Genomic DNA, 17257 nt, shown 5'->3' on the forward strand with positions numbered 1-17257 from the left:
TTCCGGACATCGGCGACTACAAGGATGTGCCGGTGATCGAGATCGGCGTGAAGGTCGGCGACACGGTCGAGAAGGAGCAGTCGCTCGTCACGCTCGAGTCGGACAAGGCGACGATGGACGTGCCGAGCCCGGCCGCCGGCGTCGTGAAAGAGATCAAGGTGAAGGTGGGCGATTCGGTGTCGGAAGGCACGCTGATCGTGCTGCTCGACGCGGCAGGCGCAGCGCCCGCCGCAGCCGCTCCGCAGGCGAGCGCACCGGCACCGGCCGCTGCTGCGCCGGCACCTGCCGCCGCACCCGCGAAGGCCGCCCCGGCACCGGCTGCTGCTGCACCGGCTCCGGCCGCTGCACCGTCGGGCGAGTACCGCGCGAGCCACGCATCGCCGTCGGTGCGCAAGTTCGCACGCGAACTCGGCGTCGAAGTCGCACGCGTGCAGGGTTCGGGTCCGAAGGGCCGCATCACGAAGGAAGACGTCACGGGCTTCGTGAAGGGCGTGATGACCGGCCAGCGCGCAGCACCGGTCGCGGCAGCCGCGCCGGCAGGCGGCGGCGAGCTGAACCTGCTGCCGTGGCCGAAGGTCGACTTCTCGAAGTTCGGCCCGTTCGAAGCGAAGCCGCTGTCGCGCATCAAGAAGATCTCGGGCGCGAACCTGCATCGCAACTGGGTGATGATCCCGCACGTCACGAACAACGACGAAGCGGACATCACCGAGCTCGAAGCACTGCGCGTGCAGCTGAACAAGGAGCACGAAAAGGCGGGCGTGAAGTTCACGATGCTCGCGTTCGTGATCAAGGCGGTCGTTGCAGCACTGAAGAAATTCCCGACCTTCAACGCGAGCCTCGACGGCGACAACCTGGTGTTCAAGCAGTACTACCACGTCGGTTTTGCCGCAGATACCCCGAACGGCCTCGTCGTGCCGGTGATCCGCGATGCGGACAAGAAGGGTCTCGTCGACATCGCGAAGGAAATGGCCGATCTGTCGAAGGCCGCACGCGACGGCAAGCTGAAGCCGGACCAGATGCAGGGCGGCTGCTTCTCGATCTCGTCGCTCGGCGGGATCGGCGGCACGAACTTCACGCCGATCATCAACGCGCCGGAAGTGGCGATCCTCGGGTTGTCGCGCGGCCAGATGAAGCCGGTGTGGGACGGCAAGCAGTTCGTGCCGCGTCTCACGCTGCCGCTGTCGCTGTCGTATGACCATCGCGTGATCGATGGCGCGGAAGCCGCGCGGTTCAATGCGTATCTCGGTGCGTTGCTCGCGGATTTCCGTCGCATCATTCTTTGATGAGCGTGGGAGTGGCTCGCTGGGGCGTGGGTTGTTTGTCGGTTATCCGCGCCCTGTCGTTGAACCTGTTTCGCTAACGGTCTATTAGCGTCGCCCCTGCGCGGGGCGGCGGTTACTTTTCTTTGTCTTCCAAAGAAAAGTAACCAAAAGAAAGGCGCGTCCTTGGGCGGACGGCAAAGGTGGTCCTGCCCAGGTTCGCGTTCTCTTGTCAGGCCGTAGTTGCAATGGGTTCTTTCGCGGGTTTCTCCCCCTCTGTCTGCAGCTAATCAAGAAGGGGACAGTAATGAGTCTCATCGAAGTCAAGGTTCCGGATATCGGCGATTTCAGCGGCGTCGATGTCATCGAAGTCAACGTGAAACCCGGCGACGTGATCGAAAAAGAGCAGACGCTCATCACGCTCGAATCGGACAAAGCCTCCATGGAAGTGCCCAGCGACGTCGCCGGCACCGTCAAGGAAATCAAGGTCAAAGCCGGCGAGAAAGTCTCGCAAGGCACCGTCATCGCCATCGTCGAAGCAGCAGCAGACGCAGCCGCACCCGCGAAAGCACCTGAAGCGGCCAAGCCCGCAGCGGCTGCACCCGTACCGGCTGCACCCGCACCGGCCGCAGCCGCTCCGGCACCCGCGCCGCAAGCCGGCAGCTACGCCGGCGCAGTGGACATCGAATGCGACATGCTCGTGCTCGGCGCTGGCCCCGGCGGTTACTCGGCCGCGTTCCGCGCTGCCGATCTCGGCATGAAGACGGTGCTCGTCGAACGCTACTCGACGCTCGGCGGCGTGTGCCTGAACGTCGGCTGCATCCCGTCGAAAGCGCTGCTGCATACGTCGCTCGTCGTCGAAGAAGCCGCGGCGCTCGCGTCGCACGGCATCACGTTCGGCAAGCCGGAAGTCGATCTCGACAAGCTGCGCGACTTCAAGGGCGGCGTCGTCAAGAAGCTGACGACGGGCCTCGCCGGCATGGCGAAGGCACGCAAGGTCGAAGTCGTCACCGGCGTCGGCGCATTCGTCGATCCGTATCACATGGAAGTGCAGGGCGATGGCGGCAAGAAGGTCGTCAAGTTCAAGCAGGCGATCATCGCCGCGGGCTCGCAGGCCGTTAAGCTGCCGTTCATGCCGGAAGATCCGCGGGTCGTCGATTCGACCGGCGCACTCGAACTGCGTCAGCTGCCGAAGCGCATGCTCGTGATCGGCGGCGGCATCATCGGCCTCGAAATGGCGACGGTGTACTCGACGCTCGGCGCCGAGATCGACGTCGTCGAAATGATGGACGGCCTGATGATGGGCGCGGACCGTGACCTCGTGAAGGTCTGGGAAAAGTACAACGCGAAGCGCTTCGGCAACGTGATGCTGAAGACCAAGACGGTCGGCGCGGAAGCGAAGGAAGACGGCATCTACGTGAAGTTCGAGGGCGAGAAGGCGCCGGCGGAAGCGCAGCGCTACGACCTCGTGCTCGTCGCGGTGGGCCGCAGCCCGAACGGCAAGAAGATCGGTGCCGACCAGGCTGGCGTCGCCGTCACGGATCGCGGTTTCATCGACGTCGACAAGCAGATGCGCACGAACGTCCCGCACATCTTCGCAATCGGCGATATCGTCGGCCAGCCGATGCTCGCGCACAAGGCCGTGCATGAAGGCCACGTCGCAGCGGAAGCCGCGCATGGCGAAAAGGCGTACTTCGACGCCCTGCAGATTCCGTCGGTGGCGTACACCGATCCGGAAGTGGCCTGGGCCGGCAAGACGGAAGACCAGTGCAAGGCCGAAGGCATCAAGTACGGCAAGGCCGTGTTCCCGTGGGCCGCATCGGGCCGCGCGATCGCGAACGGCCGCGACGAAGGCTTCACGAAGCTGATCTTCGATGAGGAAACCCATCGCGTGATCGGCGGCGCGATCGTCGGCCTGAACGCAGGCGACCTGATCAGCGAAGTGTGCCTCGCCGTCGAGATGGGCGCGGACGCGGAAGACATCGGCAAGACGATCCATCCGCACCCGACGCTCGGCGAATCGGTCGGCATGGCCGCCGAACTGTACGAAGGCGTCTGTACCGACCTGCCGCCGCAACGCAAGAAGTAATGCAGCCGGCAAGGCCGGCCAGGTGCCGGCCATGAAAAACGCCGCCGCTCGGGAAACCGGGCGGCGGCGTTTTTATTGGTTCTTGGCCAGGGCAGGGTGGGCTGGCCTATGCCGAAGGCGCGGCGGCGGGATCTACTTCGCCGCCCTGACGAATTGCGGAGCGACGCCGATTTTTTCGCCGAGTTGCCCGATGAACGCGTGCAATTCGTCGAGCGGCGCGGCAGCGCCGTGCGGCGGGGGCGTGTCACCCATCGAGACTTCGACCGTGAGGTAGGATTTGTTCGGACTCGATTTCGCCGGCATCACCACGATCAGGTAGCGGTAATGGCTGGTGTTGTGTTCTCCTGCGATCACGTGTTCCTCGGAAATCACCACCGTTCCATTCTTCGTCAACCATGACCGGGCCGCATCCACGATGCCGGCAAACGGTAGCTGGACCGCGTACATTTCCATCGGCCGTGGCGTTTCTGCCGGTTGAGACGTCGTGGCGGGCGGGGCGGCCGTGGCCCGGCCAGGCATCGCAAGCGCCGCGACGGAAATGGCCGTGGCGACGGCGATGGATCTGAGCGTTCTGTACATGAAGGAAATGAGAGGGCGAAACGTTCTTCTTCGTGGTGGGCATCAGCGATGCCGTGCGACGAACGAGGGCAATGACCGGCAGGGATTGTCGCCCGATCGCATGTTCTGGCGCCAGAAATGAAAAAGCCGCGCAGTGCGCGGCTCTTTCAGGAGCAGGGGACGCTTACGCGGCCGGCTTGCTCGTACGACGTGCAGCAGCGGCGGTAGCAGCCTTCGTTGCGACGGCAGCAGCAGCGTTGAAGTTCGTTTCAGCGATTTCGACGGCTTGCTTCGTTGCCTTCTGAACCGTTTCGTACGTGGTGTTCGCAGCGTTCAGTGCCGACTTCAGCGCAGCGACAGCCGTTTCCGAACCGGCCGGGGCGTTCTTCGCGACGTTGTCGACGAGTGCCTGGACCTTCTTGTTCTGCTCTTCGAATTGCGCTTCGGCAACCTTCGTGAACTCGGCTTGCGTCGACGATGCGATTTCATACAGGTGACGGCCGTACGACAGCACCTTTTCCGCGACCGGCTGCGACAGGCTGGCTTGCAGCGCGATCAGTTCCTGTGCGTCCTTCACCGACAGCAGGCGCTGTGCGTTTTCCTGGCTCTCGGCCAGCGTCGACTTCACGACCTGCAGGTTGAGTTCGATCAGCTTTTCGACGCCTTCGAACGCCTTGGTCGTCAGACCGAACAGGCTTTCGAGGTTGGCTTTCTGGGCGGCGGCGATTTGCTCGGGGGTCAGCAAGGACATGTCAAGCTCCTGAAAAGCGATCGCGTCGATCGCAGGGGAAAGGGCACTACGCTGGGGAACCTCGGATGCGCGTGCTTTGTGCAACGCAGCAATGAGGCTTATTTTAGGGCAGACAAAACCATTGTCAAGTATTTTTTGTGCGTTGCACAATCATGACAAATTATCGATAAAACAACGAGTTATCGCGCCTGTTCGGAATCGGTTTCAGGCGTGTTCCCAGATGGTGCGCACGACCGTGGGGCAGGCGCGGCGCACCATGATCATGCACAGGTAAACCTGACAGGCCTGTGGAACGTTATCCTTCTGTTCCTGTCGAAAAACGCGCCGTTTCGATGCGTGTACCGTGGCGACGTGCCGTCGTCATGGCCGAGACCGGCGCCCCTGGCACCCCGAGCGCCGGATACGTAGTTTCCCCGCTTTAAATCGCCTCCGAAGTGACGTTATCTCAATTAACCGTGTGTAATCGGGAGACGGGTACTGTCGGGCAGCGCATCCCATCAATTTTTTCGATGGGAGCGGGAGGGTTCATTGGTCAGAGGTTGGCCGACCCTTACATTCCGGTTTAACGACGATCGGTAAGTGCCTAATATTGCTCTTTTTTTCAGCTTTAACTACACTTGCGGAAACCTCCCGCCCGCTTTGTCCAGACCCCAATGAAAGCCGAATCGTTTTCACCGCGCAGATTGTTGCAGAGCATGACGCTCGGCACGGCTGTGTCGGTCGCAGTCGCCTTGCTGGCGACCACCGCGACCGTCGCGCCCGCTGACGCCTTTGCCGCCACTGCGAAGACCCAACAAGCCGCCAAGAAAAAGGCTGTCGCTCCTGCTTCGTCCGCGAAGAAGAAGTCTGCCAAGGCCAGCTCCGACAAATCCGCCAAGGTCGCCGCAGCCGATGCGCCGCGCGCGAAGGCATCGCGCAAGCGTATGACGCTCGCGTCGAACGTGCATGGCGGCCATCACGGCGCGGTCCGCAAGGTTGCGTTCCAGCCGCGCCGGCCGACCGTCGGCCAGGCTTTCGGCCTGCACGACACGCCGGACGCGCTCGCGTTGCGTTCGAGCGTCGCGTACGTCGTCGATCAGAATTCGGGCGAGCCGCTGTTCGACAAGAATTCGCACGCCGTCGTGCCGATCGCGTCGATCTCGAAGCTGATGACCGCAATGGTCGTGCTCGACTCGAAGACGCCGATGACCGACCAGATCGAAGTCACCGACGAAGACCGCGACTACGAGAAGGGCACGGGCTCGCGCCTGTCGGTCGGCTCGGTGCTGTCGCGTGAAGACATGCTGCACATCGCGCTGATGGCGTCGGAAAACCGCGCGGCCGCTGCGCTGTCGCGTTACTACCCGGGTGGCCGCCCGGCGTTCATCGCCGCTATGAACGCGAAGGCGAAGTCGCTCGGCATGACCGACACGCACTTCGAGAATTCGACCGGTCTGTCGAGCTCGAACGTGTCGAGCGCGCGCGACCTCGTGAAGATGGTCAATGCGGCCTACCAGTACCCGATGATTCGCCAGTTCTCGACCGATCGCACCTACGAGGTGTACACGGGCAAGCGCAATCTCGTCTACAACAGCACGAACGCGCTGATCCGCGGCAATGGGTCGTGGGACATCGGTCTGCAGAAGACGGGCTTCATCAACGAAGCGGGTGAATGCCTCGTGATGCAGGCGACGATCCACGGCAAGCCGATGGTGATGGTGCTGCTGGATTCGTTCGGCAAGTATTCGCGCTTCGCCGATGCGGCGCGCCTGCGCAACTGGCTCGATGCCGGCGGCGGCGAGCGCCTGACGGCGGCCAACACGCCGAACGGCGGGACCTGATCGCACGCTGGCGTGGTGGTTCGCTGCCACGCCGATGGCTGAAAAAAAAGCCCCGCAATCGCGGGGCTTTTTCATTGGGTGCGCGGGAGCGGCTTACGCCTGCCGCTGCAGCCCGTCTGCGTCCTTCGCGGGCGCCGGCCGGTAGCCGAGCGATTCCGAAATGGTGAGGGCCGTCCGGCTCAACTGGCCGAGCCACGCATCCTGCAGACGATCGGCCGGTGCCGACAGCGACAGGCCCGCGACGAGCTTGCCCGAATCGTCGTAGATGCCGGCCGCGATACAGCGCACGCCGAGCTCCAGCTCCTCGTTGTCGCGCGCGCACGATTGCTGGCGGACGATCGTCAGCTCGCGCTCGAGCTTCGCGATGTCGGTGATGCTGTTCTGCGTATGGCCGGACAGCCCCGTGCGTGTCGCATAGGCGCGCACGCGCGACGTTTCGTCGGCCGCGAGGAACAGCTTGCCGACCGACGTGAGGTGCAGCGGCGCGCGGCCACCGATCGCACGGACGACCTGCATCCCCGAGCGCTCCGAATACGCACGCTCGATGTAGACGATCTCGTCGCCCTGGCGTACCGACAGGTTCACGGTTTGCCCGGTGAGGCGGTGCAGCTCGCGCATCGGCATCAGCGCCGCGTCGCGCACCGACAGGCGCGCCTTCACGAGGTTGCCGAGCTCCAGCAGCCGCATGCCGAGGCGGTAGGTGCCGGGATCGGAGCGGTCGACGAGACGGCAGGTCACCATGTCGTTGAGGATGCGGTGCGCGGTCGACGGGTGCAGCTCCGTCCGCTGCGCAAGTTCCTTCAGGCTGACAGGGTCACTGTGCGCGGCGAGCGCGTCCAGCAGCCGCATCATACGTTCGATCACCTGGATCGACGTTTTGGAATCCGGGGTGGGTTGGCTCATGTCGGGGGAGAAATCGGTTGACGCGTCAAGCGGTGTTGCAACGATTGTATCTCGTATCGTGAAAAAAGCGAACGGCGTTCGAGGAAATCCTCGTTTCGCGCGGTGCGGGCTTGCGCGCGAGCGGCGTTGGTCTTGCCGGCCAAACGGCGGATAATGAGAGCCGTTTTCTCGAAGGAGCACGTATGCGAGTCGGTTTGTTCGTGACCTGCCTGGTCGATCTGATGCGCCCCGAAATCGGTTTTTCGGCGCTCAAGCTGATTCGCGACGCCGGCTACGAGGTGATCGTGCCGCCCGCGCAGACTTGCTGCGGCCAGCCGGCCTACAACTCGGGCGACCGCGCGCTGGCGCGCGATCTCGCGGAAAAGACCTTGCGCGAGTTCGAGCAGTTCGATTACGTCGTCGCGCCGTCGGGGTCATGCGGCGGGATGATTCGTGCGCACTACGGCGACCTGTTCCGCGACGACCCCGAGCTGATGGGGCGCTTTACGCGGTTCCAGCAGAAAGTCTACGAACTGACCGATTTCCTGGCGAATGTCGCGAAGGTGTCGCTCGCGCCGGGCGAATTCACGGGGCCCGTCACCTATCACGATTCGTGCTCGGGCCTGCGCGAGCTCGGCGTGAAGGCGCAGCCGCGCGCGCTGCTCGCACAGCGCGGCATCGCGGTCACCGAGATGAAGGACTGCGAGCACTGCTGCGGCTTCGGCGGCACGTTCGCGGTCAAGTACGGCGACATTTCGGCGGCCATCGCGGACGAGAAATGCGCGAACGTGCGCGCGTCGGGTACGGGCGCCGTCGTGCTCGGCGATCTCGGCTGCATGCTGAACATCGAAGGGCGGTTGCGCCGCACCGGCGACCGCGACACGCGCGTGCTGCACGTCGCGCAGGTGCTGGCGGGCGACGTCTGACGCCCGGTTCCGCTCACTTTTCCCCGATACCGCGATGCAAGTCCAATCGATGCATTTCAAGGCGCGCGCCGGCCAGAAGCTGGCCGACCAGCGCCTGCAGCAGAACCTGAAGAAGCTGTCGACGAAGTTCGTGTCCGCGCGCGCCGATGCGATGACCGCGATCGACTTCCCGGCCACGCGCGCCGCGCTGAAGGCCCGCCGCAACCGCGCGCTGGAGAACCTCGACGTATGGCTCGAGGCGTTCGAGCGCGAGGCGACGCGGCGCGGCACGACGGTGCTGTTCGCCGAAACGACCGCGGACGCCGCGCGGCTCGTGGCCGACATCGCGCGCCGTCACGACGTGAAAAAGGTCATCAAGACCAAGTCGATGGTGTCGGAGGAAATGCGCCTGAACGCGGTGCTCGCGGAGATGGGCGTGCAGTCGATCGAGACGGATCTCGGCGAATACATCCTGCAGATCAACGACAACGAGCCGCCGAGCCACATCATTGCGCCCGTCGTGCACAAGGACAAGGACGAGATTGCCGACCTGTTCGCGCGCACGCACCATCGCGAGCGGCTCACCGAGATTCCGGACATGACGCGTGAAGCGCGCGAGGTGCTGCGCCCGCATTTCATGTCGGCCGACATGGGCGTGACGGGCGGCAACTTCGTGATCGCCGAGACCGGCTCGGTCGCGATCGTGACGAACGAAGGGAACGAGGGGATGTGCACGGTGATGCCGCGCGTGCATGTGGCGGTGACGGGCATCGAGAAGGTGCTGCCGACGCTCGAGGATCTCGCGACCGCGATGCGCCTGCTGCCGCGTTCCGCGACGGGGCAGAAGACGTCGAACTATTTCTCGCTGCTGACCGGGCCGCGGGGCTCCGGCGACGAGGACGGCCCCGAGCACAACTACGTGGTGCTCGTCGATGGCGGCCGCACCGGGCTGATCGGCGGCGAGTTCCAGGAAATGCTGCGCTGCATCCGTTGCGGCGCTTGCATGAACCATTGTCCGGTTTACCAGAAGGTCGGCGGCCATGCGTACGGCTGGGTCTATCCGGGACCAATGGGGTCGGTGCTGACGCCGAGCTACGTCGGGCTCGACCGCGCGCTCGACCTGCCGCAGGCCGCGACGCTCTGCGGGGAATGCGACAGCGTATGTCCGGCCGGGATCCCGTTGTCGCATCTGTTGCGCACGCTGCGCGAGAAGCAGGTCGAGCGGCACCTGCGGCCGTGGCGCGAGCGGGCGGCGCTCGCCGCATGGGGCTTCGTCGCGCGCCGGCCGATGCTGTACGCGCTGACGACCAAGCTCGCGGTGCGCATCCTCGAGCGGCTCGGCGGCAACGGCGGCACGCTGCGGCGCCTGCCGATGATGGGCGGCTGGATGGATACGCGCGACATGCCGACGCCGACCGGGCGCACGTTCCGCGAGCTGTACGCGGCGTCGCAAAGCCACCTCGGCTGATGACTGTTCATCCGGCGACAACAGTGCGTTCGCTATTTGTATATTTATCTCGATAGGTGCGGTCTATAGAATCCTGTCTGTAGTCCCCGGAATTGGGTTTCGGGGTACGAGGTCAAGGAGGTCCGCATCATGAGAAAGACAATATCGATGTACTGGCCGCTGGCAATCGTCGTCCCGCTGGCTGCGGCTGCCTATCTGCATGCGATGGCCGATGCGCCGTCGCGTGGTCCGCTCGCGGTTCACCAGGCATCCGCCGAACTGGCGCGTGCGGTGTCGTTCGGGCTGGTCGGCGACGCGGCGAAGCCGCTGCCGGCGGCATCCGGCGACGTCGTGCTCGCTGCGCCGAAGGCGCTGTAATGCAGGGCGCCGTCGCTTTGCGCGGCGGCGCGATTTTGGCCGCCTTTGTATAATGGCGCGTTCTTCTCCCACGCGGTCCGCCGCGGCTTTCCGATAGTGCGATGACCCGCGTTTCGATCTGTTTCGTCTGTCTTGGCAACATCTGTCGTTCGCCCACCGCGGAAGGCGTGATGCGGCACCAGGTCGAAGCGGCCGCGCTGGCGGACCGGATCGCGATCGATTCCGCTGGCACCGGCGACTGGCATGTCGGCGAGCCGCCCGATACGCGTGCGCAGTCGGCCGCTCGCGGCCGCGGCTACGACCTGTCGGCGCTGCGGGCACGCCAGGTGAGCGCGGCGGATTTCGAGCGCTTCGACCTGTTGCTCGCGATGGACGAGGCGAATCTCGCGGAATTGCAGCGGCGCTGCCCGTCGCAACATCGCGACAAGGTGCGCCTGCTGATGGAATTCGCGCCGGGCGCGACCGAAACCGAAGTGGCCGATCCGTATTTCGGCGGCGCGCAGGGCTTCGAACAGGTGCTCGATCAGGTCGAACGCGCGTGCGCGGGCCTGCTGGAGACGCTCCGGGCCCGCACGGAGCGCTGATCGCACGGTATTCAGCGGTCTGCGAATACCCTATCAAAAGCATGGATACTTGACTAAATTCGTCAAATATTTATACTTGACCAAAATCGTCAAGATTGCAGTCCCCTAGACACCATGAGACTCACCACCAAAGGCCGTTTCGCCGTCACGGCGATGATTGACTTGGCACTGCGCCAGGAGCAGGGCCCGGTGACGCTTGCAGGCATCAGCCAGCGCCAGCGGATTTCGCTCTCGTATCTCGAACAGCTGTTCGGCAAGCTGCGCAGGCATGAAATCGTCGAATCCGTGCGCGGCCCGGGCGGCGGCTACAACCTCGCGCGTCGCGCGCAGGACGTCACCGTTGCCGACATCATCATCGCGGTCGATGAACCGCTCGACGCCACGCAGTGCGGCGGCAAAGGCACGTGCGACGGCTCGAAGCAGCCCGACGGCCATTGCATGACGCACGAGCTGTGGTCGACGCTGAACCAGAAGATGGTCGAATACCTCGATTCGGTGTCGCTGCAGGATCTCGTCGATCAGCAGCGCGCTCGCGAGGGCGCACCCGCGGTGCTGCGCGACCGGCGCACGCCGGAGCCCGTCGCGGCGCCGGCCGAGCCGGTGCGCACGATGCCGCTCGGCCCGAATTCGGTGTTCAACATCGCGAGTTCGTGAGCGCGAAGGCGCCGCCATACCCCATAACGCACATAGTCCCTGCACAGAATTCCCGGAGCGACAGATGACCCAAGACACTCTCCACCTGCCCATCTACATGGATTACAGCGCGACGACGCCGGTCGACCCGCGCGTGGTCGACAAGATGGTGCCGTACCTGCGCGAGCAGTTCGGTAACCCGGCGTCGCGCAGCCACGCGTATGGCTGGGATGCGGAGCGTGCGGTCGAGGAAGCGCGAGAGAACGTGGCCGCGCTCGTGAACGCGGATCCGCGCGAGATCATCTGGACGTCCGGCGCGACGGAATCGGACAACCTCGCGATCAAGGGTGCCGCGAACTTCTACAAGGGCAAGGGCAAGCACATCATCACGGTGAAGACCGAGCACAAGGCCGTGCTCGATACCTGCCGCGAGCTCGAGCGCGACGGTTTCGAAGTCACCTACCTCGACGTGAAGGATGACGGCCTGATCGACCTCGACGTGTTCAAGGCCGCGCTGCGCCCGGACACGATCCTCGTGTCGGTGATGCACGTGAACAACGAGATCGGCGTGATCCAGGACATCGAGACGATCGGTGAAATCTGCCGCGAGAAGGGCATCGTGTTCCACGTCGACGCCGCACAGTCGACCGGCAAGGTCGCGATCGACCTCGCGAAGCTGAAGGTCGACCTGATGTCGTTCTCGGCACACAAGACCTACGGCCCGAAGGGCATCGGCGCGCTGTACGTGCGTCGCAAGCCGCGTGTGCGCATCGAAGCGCAGATGCACGGCGGCGGCCACGAGCGCGGCATGCGTTCGGGCACGCTGGCGACGCACCAGATCGTCGGCATGGGCGAAGCGTTCCGCATCGCACGCGAAGAAATGGCGACGGAAAACGAGCGCGTCCGGATGCTGCGCGACAAGCTGCTGCGCGGCCTGTCGCAGATCGAAGAAACGTACGTGAACGGCGACATGGAGCGCCGTGTCCCGCACAACCTCAACATCAGTTTCAACTTCGTCGAAGGCGAGTCGCTGATCATGGCGATCAAGGACGTGGCGGTGTCGTCGGGCTCCGCATGCACGTCGGCGTCGCTGGAGCCGTCGTACGTGCTGCGTGCGCTCGGCCGCAACGACGAGCTGGCACACAGCTCGATCCGCTTCACGGTCGGCCGCTTCACGACGGAGCAGGAAGTCGATTTCGTGATCAACCTGCTGAACAGCAAGATCGCGAAGCTGCGCGAACTGTCGCCGCTCTGGGAAATGCACCAGGAAGGCATCGATCTGTCGACGATCGAATGGGCCGCACACTGAGCGCCGGATTGAACATACCCGCGGGCGGATTCGCGCACGCAGACGTAACGAGTCAAGGAGTCTGAGTCATGTCTTACAGCAACAAGGTTCTGGATCACTACGAAAACCCGCGCAACGTCGGTTCGTTCGCGAAGGACGACGACACGGTCGGCACGGGCATGGTCGGCGCGCCGGCCTGCGGCGACGTGATGAAGCTGCAGATCCGCGTCGGCGCGGACGGCGTGATCGAAGACGCGAAGTTCAAGACCTACGGTTGCGGTTCGGCGATCGCATCGAGCTCGCTCGTCACCGAATGGGTGAAGGGCAAGACGCTCGACGAAGCCCTGTCGATCAAGAACACGCAGATCGCTGAAGAACTCGCGCTGCCGCCGGTGAAGATTCACTGCTCGATTCTCGCGGAAGACGCGATCAAGGCAGCCGTGGCCGACTACAAGAAGCGTCACGACACCAAGGAAGGCGATCAGGCAGCAGCCTGAGCGGCATCGAGCAGCTTGAGAAGGACCGCGGCGGGCCCCGGTGGCGCGCCGCGGCAAGGACATCATGGCAATTACACTGACCGAAAAAGCAGCACAGCACGTCCAGAAATACCTCGTCCGTCGCGGCAAGGGTGTGGGCCTGCGGCTTGGCGTTCGCACGACCGGGTGCTCGGGGCTCGCGTACAAGCTCGAGTATGTCGACGAGCTGGCTCCCGAGGATCAGGTGTTCGAGAGCCATGGCGTGAAGGTCATCGTCGATCCGAAGAGCCTGGCCTACATCGACGGCACCGAGCTTGATTTCGCACGCGAAGGCCTGAACGAAGGGTTCAAGTTCAACAACCCGAACGTGAAGGACGAGTGCGGCTGCGGCGAATCGTTCCGCGTGTGACCACGCGGATCTCCGCGCGATGCGGGCAAGAGGCGGCACGGGCCGCCTTTTTAATGTGCGGCGTTTGCCGCGCGACGAACCGGAATTGAACGCGACGATGGTCTCGCTGAAAGACAGCCACTTCGACCTGTTTCACCTGCCGGCGCAATTCGCGCTCGACGAGACGGTGCTCGACGCCGCCTATCGGACGGTGCAGACGCAGGTGCATCCGGACCGCTTCGCGGCGGCCGGCGATGCGCAGAAACGCATCGCGATGCAATGGGCAACCCGCGCGAACGAGGCGTACCGTACGCTGCGCGATCCGCTGAAGCGCGCGTCGTATCTGCTGTCGCTGCGCGGCGTCGACATCGGCGCGGAAAACAACACCGCGATGGAGCCGGCGTTCCTGATGCAGCAGATGGAGTGGCGCGAGGGCATCGAGGATGCCGCGGCGGCCCGCAACGTCGACGCGCTCGACGCGCTGCTTGCCGAGTTGCGCGAAGAGCGGCGCGTGCGTGTGGAGCGCCTCGGTACGCTGCTCGACAGCGGCGCGGATCAGGCGGCCGCCGAGGCCGTGCGCCAGCTGATGTTCATCGAACGGGTCGCGTCGGAAGTGGGCGCGCAGATCGAGCGCCTCGAAACTTAACCGCGTGCCTTGCGGCACGCGCAGCAAACGGGCCGAGCGCCCGAACGAACCAAGATGGCTTTACTGCAAATTTCCGAACCGGGCATGGCGCCGGCGCCGCATCAGCGGCGACTCGCCGTCGGGATCGATCTCGGCACGACGAATTCGCTCGTCGCGGCTGTGCGCAACAGCGTGCCCGAAGTCCTGCCGGACGAAGCGGGCCGCGTGCTGCTGCCGTCGGTGGTCCGCTATCTCGAGAAGGGCGGCCGCCGCATCGGTCACGAGGCGAAAGAGCAGGCCGCGACCGATCCGCGCAACACGATCGTGTCGGTCAAGCGCTTCATGGGCCGCGGCAAGGCCGAAGTCGAAGGCGCGGCGAACGCACCGTACGAATTCGTCGATGCGCCGGGCATGGTGCAGATTCGTACCATCGACGGCGTGAAGAGCCCGGTCGAAGTGTCGGCCGAAATTCTCGCGACGCTGCGCTATCGCGCGGAAGATTCGCTTGGCGACGACCTGGTCGGCGCAGTGATCACGGTGCCCGCGTATTTCGACGAAGCACAACGTCAGGCGACCAAGGATGCCGCGCGCCTCGCCGGCCTCAACGTGCTGCGCCTGCTGAACGAACCGACCGCCGCGGCGATCGCCTACGGTCTGGACAACGGCGCCGAAGGCCTCTACGCGGTGTACGACCTCGGCGGCGGCACGTTCGACCTGTCGATCCTGAAGCTGACGAAGGGCGTGTTCGAAGTGCTGGCCGCAGGCGGCGATTCCGCGCTCGGCGGCGACGATTTCGACCATGCGCTGTTCGGTCACGTGCTCGCGCAGGCCGGCATCGATGCGAAGACGCTCGCGCCCGAGGACGTGCGCCTGCTGCTCGACCGTGTGCGCGTGCTGAAGGAAGCGCTGTCGTCCGCACCGGATGCGTCGCTCGACGTCACGCTGTCGGGTGGCGCGCACCTCGTGCAGACGATCTCGCACGACACGTTCGCGTCGCTCGTCGAGCCGCTCGTGCAGCGCACGCTCACGCCGACCCGCAAGGCGCTGCGCGACGCGCAGGTGACGCCGGCCGACATCAAGGGTGTCGTGCTCGTCGGCGGTGCGACGCGCATGCCGGTGATCCGCGACGCGGTCGCGAAATATTTCGGCCAGCCGCCGCTCGTGAATCTCGATCCGGACCAGGTCGTCGCGCTCGGCGCGGCAATCCAGGCCGATCTGCTCGCGGGCAATCGCGGCACCGGCGACGACTGGCTGCTGCTCGACGTGATTCCGCTGTCGCTCGGTGTCGAGACGATGGGCGGCCTCGTCGAGAAGATCATTCCGCGCAACTCGACGATTCCGATCGCGCGCGCGCAGGAATTCACGACCTTCAAGGACGGCCAGACCGCGATGGCGATCCACGTCGTGCAGGGCGAGCGCGAGCTCGTCGCCGACTGCCGGTCGCTCGCGCGTTTCGAGCTGCGCGGCATTCCGCCGATGACGGCCGGCGCCGCGCGCATTCGCGTGACCTACCAGGTCGACGCGGACGGCCTGCTGTCGGTGTTCGCTCGCGAGCAGCTGTCGGGCGTCGAGGCCTCGGTCGTCGTGAAGCCGTCGTACGGTCTTGCCGACGACGACATCGCGAAGATGCTCGAGGACAGCTTCAAGACCGCCGAAATCGACATGCGCGCACGCGCGCTGCGCGAAGCGCAGGTCGAGGCCGAGCGGATGCTCGAGGCGACGCAGGCTGCGCTGGCGGCCGACGGCGAACTGCTCGACGCGGACGAACGCACGCAAGTCGACACGCTGGCCGCGGCGCTGCGCGCGGTGGCCCAAGGCGACGACACGAACGCGATCGAAGCGGCGACCAAGGCGCTGGCCGACGGCACCGACGAATTCGCGGCGCGCCGGATGGACAAGAGCATCAAGCGCGCGCTGTCGGGCCGCCGGCTCGACGAGATCTGAACTCACGCACTGCGCATCGGCCGGCGACGGCCCGCGCGATAATGAACCGTGCGGCGCCCGGCGCCGCACCCTGACTGACGGAACGGACATGCCTCAACTGGTGGTGCTGCCTCACGTCGAACTGTGCCCGGATGGCGCAGTGATCGACGCGACGCCCGGCAAGAGTATCTGCGACAACCTGCTCGAACACGGGATCGAGATCGAGCATGCATGCGAGAAGTCGTGCGCGTGCACGACGTGCCACGTGGTGATCCGCGAAGGCTTCAACGATCTGACGCCGTCCGAAGAGGACGAGGACGATCTGCTGGACAAGGCGTGGGGCCTCGAGCCGACGTCGCGCCTGTCGTGCCAGGCGATCGTGACGGAAGATTCGGACCTGGTGGTCGAGATCCCGAAGTACTCGATCAACCACGCGAAGGAAAACCACTGACAGGAACCGGAGGCAGGCGATGAAATGGACCGATTCGCGTGAAATAGCCATTGCGCTGGCGGACAAGCACCCCGACATCGACCCGCAGCGGATCAACTTTGTCGACTTGCGCCAGTGGGTGCTCGAACTCGACGGCTTCAACGACGATCCGACGCACTCCGGCGAGAAGATCCTCGAAGCGATCCAGGCGCACTGGATCGACGAATCGGACTTCGACGACGAGGACTGAACACCGCGTGCGCCGTAACGGCGCAGACGGTTGGCAATGAAAAACGGCTCGTGAGCAATCGCTCACGAGCCGTTTTCATTTTCAGTCGCGGGTGCCCGCGCGCGTGACGCGGGCAGGGGAGTCACGCGATCATGCGCCCACCAGCGTCCCGTTCTCGATCCGCACGCGCTGGCCCTGGCCGAACGGCGGCTGCTGGTTGTGGTACGTGAACGTGCGCGTCGCGCCGCTCTCCATCTGCACTTGCACCTGATAGTCGGTTTCCGCGCGCACCTGCTTTTCGACCTGGTTGCCGGCCAGGCCGCCACCCAGTGCGCCGATGATCGTCATCGCGGTGCGGCCGTTGCCGTGGCCGAACTGGTTGCCCAGCAGGCCGCCCGCCGCGGCGCCGCCGACCGCGCCGATGCCCGAGCTCTGGCCGGGCGTACGGATCGGCGTGACCGCGACGACCGTACCGCAGCTCTGGCAGTAGGTCTGCGCGGGTGCCGACGGCTGCTGTGCGTATTGCGGCGGCTGCGGTGCCGTGGTGTGGCGGCGGTGCGGCGCAGCCGGGCGCGGCGCGGGTTTCGGCTCG

General features: G+C 65.0%; 19 protein-coding genes. 15 read left to right on the forward strand and 4 right to left on the reverse strand.

The features are described 5' to 3' along the window. Both aceF and lpdA read left to right on the forward strand, forming a co-directional pair. The coding region (gene aceF, locus G3N61_RS32850) for a dihydrolipoyllysine-residue acetyltransferase (RefSeq protein WP_205824484.1) at positions 1-1283 on the forward strand (1283 nt) is incomplete at its 5' end. 283 nt (positions 1284-1566) lie between these two features. Continuing rightward, positions 1567-3348: a dihydrolipoyl dehydrogenase gene (gene lpdA / locus G3N61_RS32855; protein WP_205824485.1), complete on the forward strand. Its 1782-nt coding sequence runs from the start codon at positions 1567-1569 to the stop codon at positions 3346-3348. A gap of 132 nt (positions 3349-3480) precedes the next feature. Here the strand turns inward: lpdA and G3N61_RS32860 are convergent, their stop codons facing one another. Then, entirely contained in the window at positions 3481-3927 is a 447-nt protein-coding gene (locus tag G3N61_RS32860) for a hypothetical protein (RefSeq protein ID WP_205824486.1), read from the reverse strand. A gap of 163 nt (positions 3928-4090) precedes the next feature. Continuing rightward, positions 4091-4657 (reverse strand): phasin family protein, encoded by a 567-nt coding sequence (locus G3N61_RS32865; protein ID WP_043190358.1) that lies wholly within the window; start codon positions 4655-4657, stop codon positions 4091-4093. A 653-nt stretch (positions 4658-5310) separates the two neighbouring features. On the opposite strand from G3N61_RS32865, the gene pbpG reads away from it, so the two are divergent. Beyond that, positions 5311-6477 carry a D-alanyl-D-alanine endopeptidase gene (pbpG, locus tag G3N61_RS32870; RefSeq protein ID WP_043190355.1) on the forward strand — a complete coding sequence of 389 codons (1167 nt, stop codon included), beginning with the start codon at positions 5311-5313 and terminating at the stop codon, positions 6475-6477. Positions 6478-6570: 93 nt separating this feature from the next. Here pbpG and G3N61_RS32875 read toward each other — a convergent pair whose 3' ends face one another. Further along, on the reverse strand, positions 6571-7380 hold the full coding sequence (locus G3N61_RS32875; RefSeq protein ID WP_034183553.1) for an IclR family transcriptional regulator: 810 nt from the start codon (positions 7378-7380) through the stop codon (positions 6571-6573). Between the two features lie 182 nt (positions 7381-7562). Between G3N61_RS32875 and G3N61_RS32880 the strand changes: the two genes are divergently transcribed. The 12 genes from G3N61_RS32880 to iscX all read left to right on the forward strand — a co-directional run bounded on the left by G3N61_RS32880 (position 7563) and on the right by iscX (position 16686). After that, positions 7563-8285 carry a (Fe-S)-binding protein gene (locus G3N61_RS32880; protein WP_089450887.1) on the forward strand — a complete coding sequence of 241 codons (723 nt, stop codon included), beginning with the start codon at positions 7563-7565 and terminating at the stop codon, positions 8283-8285. Between the two features lie 34 nt (positions 8286-8319). Next, positions 8320-9732, forward strand: coding sequence for a lactate utilization protein B (locus G3N61_RS32885; RefSeq protein WP_089450886.1), 1413 nt, complete (start codon positions 8320-8322; stop codon positions 9730-9732). Positions 9733-9861: 129 nt separating this feature from the next. Next, positions 9862-10089 carry a hypothetical protein gene (locus tag G3N61_RS32890; protein WP_043190346.1) on the forward strand — a complete coding sequence of 76 codons (228 nt, stop codon included), beginning with the start codon at positions 9862-9864 and terminating at the stop codon, positions 10087-10089. 101 nt (positions 10090-10190) lie between these two features. Then, positions 10191-10673, forward strand: coding sequence for a low molecular weight protein-tyrosine-phosphatase (locus tag G3N61_RS32895; protein WP_089450885.1), 483 nt, complete (start codon positions 10191-10193; stop codon positions 10671-10673). Positions 10674-10787: 114 nt separating this feature from the next. Beyond that, positions 10788-11327: a Fe-S cluster assembly transcriptional regulator IscR gene (iscR, locus tag G3N61_RS32900; RefSeq protein WP_009691731.1), complete on the forward strand. Its 540-nt coding sequence runs from the start codon at positions 10788-10790 to the stop codon at positions 11325-11327. A gap of 64 nt (positions 11328-11391) precedes the next feature. Next, the gene (locus G3N61_RS32905) at positions 11392-12615 is read left to right on the forward strand and encodes an IscS subfamily cysteine desulfurase (RefSeq protein WP_043190335.1); all 1224 of its coding nucleotides are present in this window, start codon (positions 11392-11394) and stop codon (positions 12613-12615) included. Between the two features lie 68 nt (positions 12616-12683). Beyond that, positions 12684-13091 carry a Fe-S cluster assembly scaffold IscU gene (gene iscU / locus G3N61_RS32910; RefSeq protein WP_006481982.1) on the forward strand — a complete coding sequence of 136 codons (408 nt, stop codon included), beginning with the start codon at positions 12684-12686 and terminating at the stop codon, positions 13089-13091. 64 nt (positions 13092-13155) lie between these two features. Further along, entirely contained in the window at positions 13156-13479 is a 324-nt protein-coding gene (gene iscA / locus G3N61_RS32915) for an iron-sulfur cluster assembly protein IscA (RefSeq protein WP_014896627.1), read from the forward strand. Positions 13480-13576: 97 nt separating this feature from the next. Continuing rightward, positions 13577-14104, forward strand: a complete 528-nt coding sequence (hscB, locus tag G3N61_RS32920) for a Fe-S protein assembly co-chaperone HscB (protein WP_011352560.1) — start codon at positions 13577-13579, stop codon at positions 14102-14104. 54 nt (positions 14105-14158) lie between these two features. After that, positions 14159-16027: a Fe-S protein assembly chaperone HscA gene (gene hscA / locus G3N61_RS32925; RefSeq protein WP_043190331.1), complete on the forward strand. Its 1869-nt coding sequence runs from the start codon at positions 14159-14161 to the stop codon at positions 16025-16027. Positions 16028-16115: 88 nt separating this feature from the next. Further along, positions 16116-16457, forward strand: a complete 342-nt coding sequence (gene fdx, locus G3N61_RS32930) for an ISC system 2Fe-2S type ferredoxin (RefSeq protein ID WP_043190328.1) — start codon at positions 16116-16118, stop codon at positions 16455-16457. Between the two features lie 19 nt (positions 16458-16476). After that, positions 16477-16686: a Fe-S cluster assembly protein IscX gene (iscX, locus tag G3N61_RS32935; protein ID WP_011352557.1), complete on the forward strand. Its 210-nt coding sequence runs from the start codon at positions 16477-16479 to the stop codon at positions 16684-16686. A 129-nt stretch (positions 16687-16815) separates the two neighbouring features. Here the strand turns inward: iscX and G3N61_RS32940 are convergent. Further along, on the reverse strand, positions 16816-17257 hold a 442-nt coding region (locus G3N61_RS32940; RefSeq protein WP_205824487.1), incomplete at its 5' end, for a glycine zipper 2TM domain-containing protein.

Source organism: Burkholderia sp. Ac-20349 (assembly GCF_017104865.1).
Classification (GTDB): domain Bacteria; phylum Pseudomonadota; class Gammaproteobacteria; order Burkholderiales; family Burkholderiaceae; genus Burkholderia; species Burkholderia aenigmatica.